2 protein-coding genes are annotated in these 405 nt (G+C 50.4%); one reads left to right on the forward strand and one right to left on the reverse strand.

Features of this window, described 5'->3' with window-relative positions:
* The coding region (locus tag R0K30_RS21185) for a hypothetical protein (RefSeq protein WP_410612732.1) at positions 1–191 on the forward strand (191 nt) is incomplete at its 5' end.
* A gap of 73 nt (positions 192–264) precedes the next feature.
* Here R0K30_RS21185 and R0K30_RS21190 read toward each other — a convergent pair.
* Positions 265–405, reverse strand: a 141-nt coding sequence (locus tag R0K30_RS21190; RefSeq protein WP_410612734.1) for a prolipoprotein diacylglyceryl transferase family protein, incomplete at its 5' end; no start/stop codon positions are given.

The following is a 405-nucleotide window of genomic DNA, read 5'->3' on the forward strand; positions in this document are numbered from 1 at the left end:
CTAACATGCTGAATGATGACTGGGGCGTGCAATACCAAGCGGGCTTCCCTCAAGCAGAAGGCGTAGTGGAAGCTAATACCGATGATCAGGGCCGTTATGAATTTAACCGTTTCTCGCAACCTCGCGGGCAAGGCCGTGTGACCAACCCATCATTGTGGGAAGCTCGCGTCGGTATCGAATACAAGTTCTAACGGACGTAACCTGACGTTTACGTCAGGAAAGATATCCCACCTGACATAAATGTCAGGCTACATCCCGCATCCATCAGACTGTAGGCGATTGTTTCTGTGCGCGAACCATCAGGATGATACCCAGAATGATCATTGGCAGAGTTAGCCATTGACCCATAGACATACCTAAAGACAGCAGGCCTAAGTGCGCATCGGGTTCACGGAAGAATTCGAC

The organism is Bacillus sp. SIMBA_154, from assembly GCF_046536015.1.
Lineage (GTDB): Bacteria > Bacillota > Bacilli > Bacillales > Bacillaceae > Bacillus > Bacillus pumilus_P.